The 6,712-nt window shown below is 70.2% G+C and carries 4 protein-coding genes; 2 read left to right on the top strand and 2 right to left on the bottom strand.

All coding sequences use genetic code 11. From position 1 onward, the window contains the following. Window positions 1-257: 257 nt before the first annotated feature. Window positions 258-1,043 (bottom strand): LLM class flavin-dependent oxidoreductase, encoded by a 786-nt coding sequence (locus AB0C69_RS35840; protein ID WP_360359815.1) that lies wholly within the window; start codon window positions 1,041-1,043, stop codon window positions 258-260. A gap of 18 nt (window positions 1,044-1,061) precedes the next feature. Beyond that, window positions 1,062-1,943 (bottom strand): AraC family transcriptional regulator, encoded by an 882-nt coding sequence (locus AB0C69_RS35835; protein ID WP_360359812.1) that lies wholly within the window; start codon window positions 1,941-1,943, stop codon window positions 1,062-1,064. Window positions 1,944-2,071: 128 nt separating this feature from the next. On the opposite strand from AB0C69_RS35835, the gene AB0C69_RS35830 reads away from it, so the two are divergent. After that, on the top strand, window positions 2,072-2,887 hold the full coding sequence (locus AB0C69_RS35830) for a phytanoyl-CoA dioxygenase family protein (RefSeq protein ID WP_360359809.1): 816 nt from the start codon (window positions 2,072-2,074) through the stop codon (window positions 2,885-2,887). A gap of 369 nt (window positions 2,888-3,256) precedes the next feature. Then, window positions 3,257-6,712: hypothetical protein (locus AB0C69_RS35825; RefSeq protein WP_360359806.1), on the top strand; the 3,456-nt coding region annotated here is incomplete at its 3' end.

Genomic DNA, 6,712 nt, shown 5'->3' with positions numbered 1-6,712 from the left:
TTGCCCGCCGCCCGCTCACGGGACTCCCCTCGTTCAGCGGGCCGGCAGTCAGCCAGTCGGAGGTACCGTACGGCACCCAGACCGTGCTGTGGCACCGGTAAGGGCGAAGGCGTAGTCGTCCCAGCACTGCTCAAGGGAGTAACCGGTCACGCCGTGGCCGGCCAGAGCGCGGTGGTAGGCGGCGGCCAGGTCGCGGGCGGGCAGGCCGACGGTGAGGGTCTGCCAGTCGACCGCGGCGACGCCGGGCCCGCCGCCGGTCACGGCTGCCCCGCACGGGCGCGGCCTGGGTTACGAGGCAGGCCCTCGAACCGGTCGGCGGGTCGCACCGCCCGGTAGGCGTCGATGATCGGGGCCAGCTCGGCGGGGGTGGCGCCGTGCAGGACCACGCTGTCGGCGCCGGCGTCGAACTGGGCGAGGACGCGTCGCGCGCACCGTTCGGGAGAGCCGGTCGCCGCCGCCTCCAGCCAGTGCTCGGGGAGCAGCCCGGCGAGGTGGCGGAGTTCGTCCGGCGTGGCGAGCGCGTCGAAGGCCCCGGGGTAGCCGTCGACCAGGTCGTCGGCGCGGAAACGGGCCAGGTCGGCCGGATCCCACTCGTTGACCCGGACCAGCAGGTCCCCGTAACCCTGCAGGTAGGTGGCCAGGCGGCCGACCAGCTTGCGCAGGCGGGCCTCCTCGTCCAGATGGTCGCCGACCGTGGCCAGGACCGACCACACCCGCACCGAAGCGGGGTCGCGGCCCGCCGCCGCGGCGCCCCGGCGGATCGAGGAGACCGCACGGGCCAGGGTCCGGTCGGTGAAGAAGGTGTGCAGGACGACCCCGTCGGCGACCCGGCCGGCGAACTCCAGGGTGCGCTCGCCCATCGCCACGAGCATGATCGGAATGTCTTCGCGGAACGCGGGGTCCTGGCTGAGGTACGGATGGCTTCCGGCGGGACCGTCGTGCCCGACGACCGCCTCTCCCCGCCCCAGGCCGAGCGCGAACCGGCCGCCGGACATCCGGTGCATCGTCGTGGCGAGCGTCGCGGTGACCAGGGGGTGGCGCAACGATCAGAACATCGTCTGTTACCCGCCGGGGCGGAACCGGGTGCGGTACGCGGCCGGGCTGAGGGCGAAGAAGTGCCGGAACCGGCGGCTCGCGTAGTTCGGATCGTGCCAGCCGACGAGCCTTCCGATCGCTGCAACGGACAGGTCGGTCTCGATGAGGAGCGCCGCCGCGCGCTCTGCTCGCAGCCTGCCCAGATAGGTCATGGGCGGAACTCCGAGATGCGCTGTGAACATACGAGTCAGGTAGGGAGGCGACAAGTTCACCGTGGAGGCGAGCTCGTCCAGGTTCCACGCCCGCTCGATATCGCTCTCCAAGGACTGCACTGCGGCCAATACAGCGGGGTGGACGTGGTCGGTTCGTTCGCCGGTGGCGCCCGTGGAGCCATGTGCTTCTACCCCGCCCAGAAGGCAGAGCAGGATCCCGACCCACACCGCGTAGACCGGGCCGGGACGAAGGGCCGGATCGGAACCGGGCTCACCCGCGGTTTCCGCCAGGCCGGTTTCGACCACTCGCAGCGCCGTGGGGTCCAGCCGCAACGGGTGACCGGCAGGCCGGCCGGATCGGCCGGCGACGTGCAATGAGCGGCCGATGTGCGGGGCGGCGCGCAGCCAGGCCAGCTCGTGTCGAAAGGCCTCCGGGCTGACATACAGGTTGTAGACGGTCAGGCGGTCGCAGTCGCGGTAACCGTGCCAGTCGCCCGGACGGAGCATCGTCACCGCGCCGCGGACGAGAGGCTGCTCGCCCGCGGCCGAGACGTGCGTGGCGGTGCCACCGGTGACGACGGCGAGCTCGATGAAGTCATGGCTGTGAGAGGCGGTGTCGCTCCGCAGCTCGAACCGCTCGGCGGCGATGGGCGGCCGACCCGGCGGAAAAACCTCCGCATGCCGCACGCGATGCACCGGACCTCCCCTCGATTAACGCTTGTCAAGATCGTGCTACGCCTGTCGGGCTCTCGTGCTAGCCGCCCGGCGGAGGCGGCGGCGACAGTTGTCGAGACGCCAACCTCCAGAAGGCAAGGAAGACAGCCATGGCAGCAGCCGGTGCCGAAACCCGCACCACTCCGGACGACCTCTCCGAGGACACCGTGTCAGCGTATCGCCGTGACGGTTTCGTCCACCTGCCCGGAGTGATCTCCCGGGCCGACGCGGGCAGGTTCGCCGAAGCCGCGATGGCGGCCCGCACCACCGTCCGGGACCACCACAACGGGACGATCTTCACGCAACTGCTCCAGCTGTGGCGTCACGACGAGACGCTGCGCGAGCTCACCCTGAACCCCGACCTGGCGGCCATCGCCGCCCGGCTGGCGGGGATCCCGCTGCGGCTGTGGCACGACCAGCTGCTGATCAAAGAGCCGAGGAACGGGGCCGCGACAGAGTTCCACCAGGACCAGCCGTACTGGCCGCACGCCGGTTCACGGCATGCGCTCTCGGCCTGGGTGGCGCTGGTGGACGTGCCGGTCGACCGCGGCTGCATGACGTTCATCCCGGGCTCCCAGCACCTGGACGGCCTGCGACCACAGGATCTGTCCGACCATGCCGACATGTTCGCCGTGGCGCCCGAACTGCTGTGGGAACGGCGCGTCACGGTTCCCCTGCGCGCGGGCGACTGCACATTCCACAACTCTCGCCTCGCCCACAGCGCCACACCCAACTTCACCGGCGACCCTCGAATCGCCCACGTCATCATCTACGTGGACGCTGACCTGACCTTGGCGGCCGAACCGGCGCACCCCGTCACCGACCAGCTCGGCCTGACCGTGGGCGGCTCCCTTCCGGACGAGCATTTCCCGCGCTTCGCCGAGCTCATCGAAGGGCCGCAGCCGGGAACCACTCCAACGACCTGAATGGTCGGACCGCGGGAGGTCGGCGACCCGGCGGCGAGAAGGCCAATTCAAATTCCGTCGCGCTGATCAGCAGCGTCATGGATGATGCTGCCCTGACAGGGTCCGGGAATGGTCGCGGCTTGCAGGCCCGCAGTCCGATATCCGGCTTGCGCCCGCCGCGACCTGACGGACGGTGGTATCCGAGCAGCTTTTGTGCCGGGGACCACTTTAGAGCTGAGCAAGGCAGCGGGACCGAGGTAACGGGGAATGCCCTGGATGGATGACAAGGCCAACCTGTGGTCTAACTGGGAATCAGTACCTCAGCCCCCGGACGACGGTGAGCCTTCGTCGGACTTACCTCGGCCCGGGGCGGCGGAGGAATTGCGGCCGGTGGCAGAGGGCGCGCCTCTGGACGATCTGGCCGAGCTCACGCCGGAGGAAGCATCCGCGCTGGAGTCGGACCCCCGCATCGCCGCGGCGGCCCTGAGGCCGGAGAACGTCCAGGACATCCTCGCCGAGCAGTCGCGAAGCGATCGGGGTGCGGACGGGCGGGGCCGAGTCCCCTACGGCGACGCCGGGTTGCGCGGGGGGCCGGTCAAGATCCCGTCTACGGCCAACCCGCTCACCGGGCAGCGTGCGGGCAGCCCGGCCGCGGGCCCCCATGCTCCAGAGGATGCGCCCGGAAACGACGACACGTCCTCGGGCGGGGTCAAGAAGGCGGTGGCGGACGCCGCCAAGAGCGCCGCCAGGAACGCCGCGAAGAACGCCGCCGAGGAGGTCGCGGGCAGGTACGGCCTGTCGATGCCGGAAGGCGATTCCACGGGCGAGAAGATCGCCCATGGCGCGGGCCAGGGCGCCAACTTCGCTCTCGGCCGCTATCTCGACCGGTACGCGCCCGGGGTCTTCGACAGGGTCATGAGCAATAGGCTCGGCCGCTGGTTGGTGATGCGGAGGCTCAAGGGGTCTGTCGCCGGGCGGTTCGTGCCGGAGTCGTTCTGGAAAGGTTTCCAGGCCAAGTACACCAAGAGCGACAACAAGAAGGAGAAGGCCGGCGGTACGGGGTCGGACAAGGAGAATCAGCACGGGAAGCTCAAGGTGCTGCTGGGCGTCGGGCTGCCGGTCCTCGTCCCGTTCCTGTGCATCGTGCTGATCGCCGCAATGATTCTGGGCGTCGACGTCGACGACGGCCCGGAGTCGCAGCCGGAGGCGGCCTCGGACGAAAAGGTCGCCGCGTACTTTCCCGGAGGCTGGCAGCAGATCCTGAAGCAGGCGTCGGAGCAGACGTCGGGCAGCGCGCAGGACTACTCCGAAGTGCCCTGGACCATTCTGGCGGGTCTGGCCAAGGCGCAGACCGACTTCGCCCGCTACAGCCCGTACGACAACGTCGATCGCGATCCGGGGCGCGAGGCGAAGGAGGTCCCCGGCGGGGACGGCTCCGCCGACGGGGGCACGAACACGAACGTCAGCAACACCGTCGGCGCCGGGCCGGGGCCCGTCCAGGGGGTCACCGGGGCCGGCTCGGCCGCCACCGTGCCGGGCACCGACGACGATCACGTCGCGCCGCCGGACGGGGATCTCAGCCACCAGCTCGGCTGGTTCCTCTGGGCGCTGCGCATGCAGGAATCGGGCGGCGACTACACCAAGAACGCCGGGACGAAGAAGAGCAGCGCCTGCGGCGCCTACCAGTACATCACGAGCACCTGGAACAACTACGCGGGCTACCGGAGGGCGTGCCAAGCACCGCCGAGCGTGCAGGACCGCCGGGCCAAAAGGGACGTCCTCACCAATTGGAACAGGTTCCACAAGTGGCAGCAGGTCGCGGTCGAGCACTTCACCGGCAGCTGGGGGGACTCCCCGGAGAAGTGGCACCAGTGTCCGGGGGCGTGTGATTTCAACCCGACGGCCTGGAAGTACGCGGACGGCGTGATGTCGAAGATGCGGGCCGCGGCACGGGACCACCCGGCCGGAGCCGGCCCGGGCGGAGTCCAGCCCGCCTCGTTCCTCGTCGCGCCCGGCGGGCCCGGGGTCCAGGACGCCGCGTTCCGGGCGGGCGCCGGGTCGTCGGAGACCGCGGCAACGGGCCTGCACGCGGGCGGCTGCGACGTCGCCGATCCGGACCCCGACATCGGCGGCAAGGACGATCAGGGCTCCGGTCCGTACCTGCTGACCCCCGCGGCATCGGGCCAGATGCGGATGCACGATCTCGATCCGCAGAACCCGTGCCAGTCCTCGTACTTCGTCGCCTTCGAGCTGGTCAAGGCGGCGGAGAAAGTGCACCGCGACCCGAAGAGCCCCCGCTGGAAGGCCGACGGCGACGGGAAGGACCAGGCCGGCGCCCGCAGGTACTGGAGCAAGGTCATCGAGACCTCCGGGATCTTCATGGACCGCAGCCCCGACCCCGGCGCTCCGTGCGCGGTCCCCCCGCCGGACGACCCGAGCAGACCGTGGCCGGTCAGCTTCAAGATCATTTCGATCTGGCGCTGCGAGGCCACGCGCCTCCAGGACCTCTATCTGGTCAGCGGCGGCTCCTACGACCAGAAGGGCGACTTCGGCTACACCGTCGAGACCGACCGGGCCACCGCCACGGGGATCCTCGTCAACGAGGCCCTGTCGGTCAGCTACGGGGCCGGGCACTGGAAGACCGACGAGTGCGACAACTCCAAGGACGATCGCCAGGGCGTCTTCCCGATGACCAAGAAGGAGGCGGAGGAGGCCCACATCGAGAACCGGTGCGACGTGGACGGCGACATCGCCGGCGCCGCCGATCTGGTGCTGTCCGTCGAGAAGGTCCCGCCCAAGGATCGTCCGCACGACCTCGGCGTCTTCCAGCCGATGGTCGGCGGCTGGCAGAAGATCAGCATCGCGATGGGCAACGACCTCGGGCTCTTCTCCAGGGTCGGGCCCGCGCAGGAGGACTACACCCCGTCGGACGCGTGCACCGCAGTGATGAGGCGCTTCCTCACGGCGATGGCTCCGCACTCGGCGGCCTTTGCCACGCTGCAGGACCCGCCGGACGCCACGTCGCTGCACACGACCTGGGAGCCGAAACTGCAGGCTCTGGAGACGACATACGGGATCCCTGATCCCATAGACGACAAGGCCTGCGTGGTCGGCTCCTGGTCGGCGGGGTACAGCGCCACGCTCTCCCGGATCGCCACGGACCTGTCCGGCGGTGCGGACGCCGCCAATCTCAAAGGCCTGGCCAGTTTCTACCAGGCCAGGGAGGAGGCCAATCGGCGGGCCGATCCGGTGTCCGGCCGGGACGGCCTGGTGATCCCGCGGCTGGCGCCACGTCCGCTGAAGGAGATCAGCGTGCCGGTCGGCTCGCAGGACAGTGACGCCTGGTCGCGGCTCGGCACCTCCGAGAGCGTGGCCCTGCCCCTGCAGAAGGTCGCCGTCGACTACGCCTGGTTCTTCGGCGGCGTCATCCCGCCGTTCGACAGTGCCGGCAAGAGCCTGTCCGGCACCCCGCTCTCCCCGTCGACACCGGTGTACCAGGGCGGTGACGGATCTGCCGCCCGGGTCATCAGCGTGGCGACGTCACTGATCGGGACGGGAGACAGAGGCGGCCGCGACAACAACCTCAACCAGTACAACCAGTACAACGGTGAGCCCTGGTGCGCCGACTTCGTGAGCTGGGTGATCGACAAAGCCGGGGCCACGAAGGCGTACTGGAACAGCCCGACGGGGACACCGGCCCACCGGTGGGCGGGCGTCTGGCAATGGCGGGCCGCGGGACGAGCCCTCCCCGTCAGTGAGGCACGACCAGGGGACCTGGCCATCTACGGCGGCGAGGTCACGGTGACGCTCCCGGCGATGGACTACCGCTTCGACCGCGGGCACCGG

The organism is Actinomadura sp. NPDC048032, assembly GCF_040653175.1.
Taxonomy (GTDB): Bacteria; Actinomycetota; Actinomycetes; order Streptosporangiales; family Streptosporangiaceae; genus Spirillospora; species Spirillospora verrucosospora.
The sequence above is the reverse complement of the archived record's forward strand: the minus strand, read 5'-3'. Positions and strand labels throughout refer to the sequence as shown.

What these genes read in the sequence shown, in the direction of transcription:
- AB0C69_RS35830 (WP_360359809.1), top strand. Translation starts at nt 2,072, where the DNA reads ATGGCAGCAGCCGGTGCCGAAACCCGCACCACTCCGGACGACCTCTCC.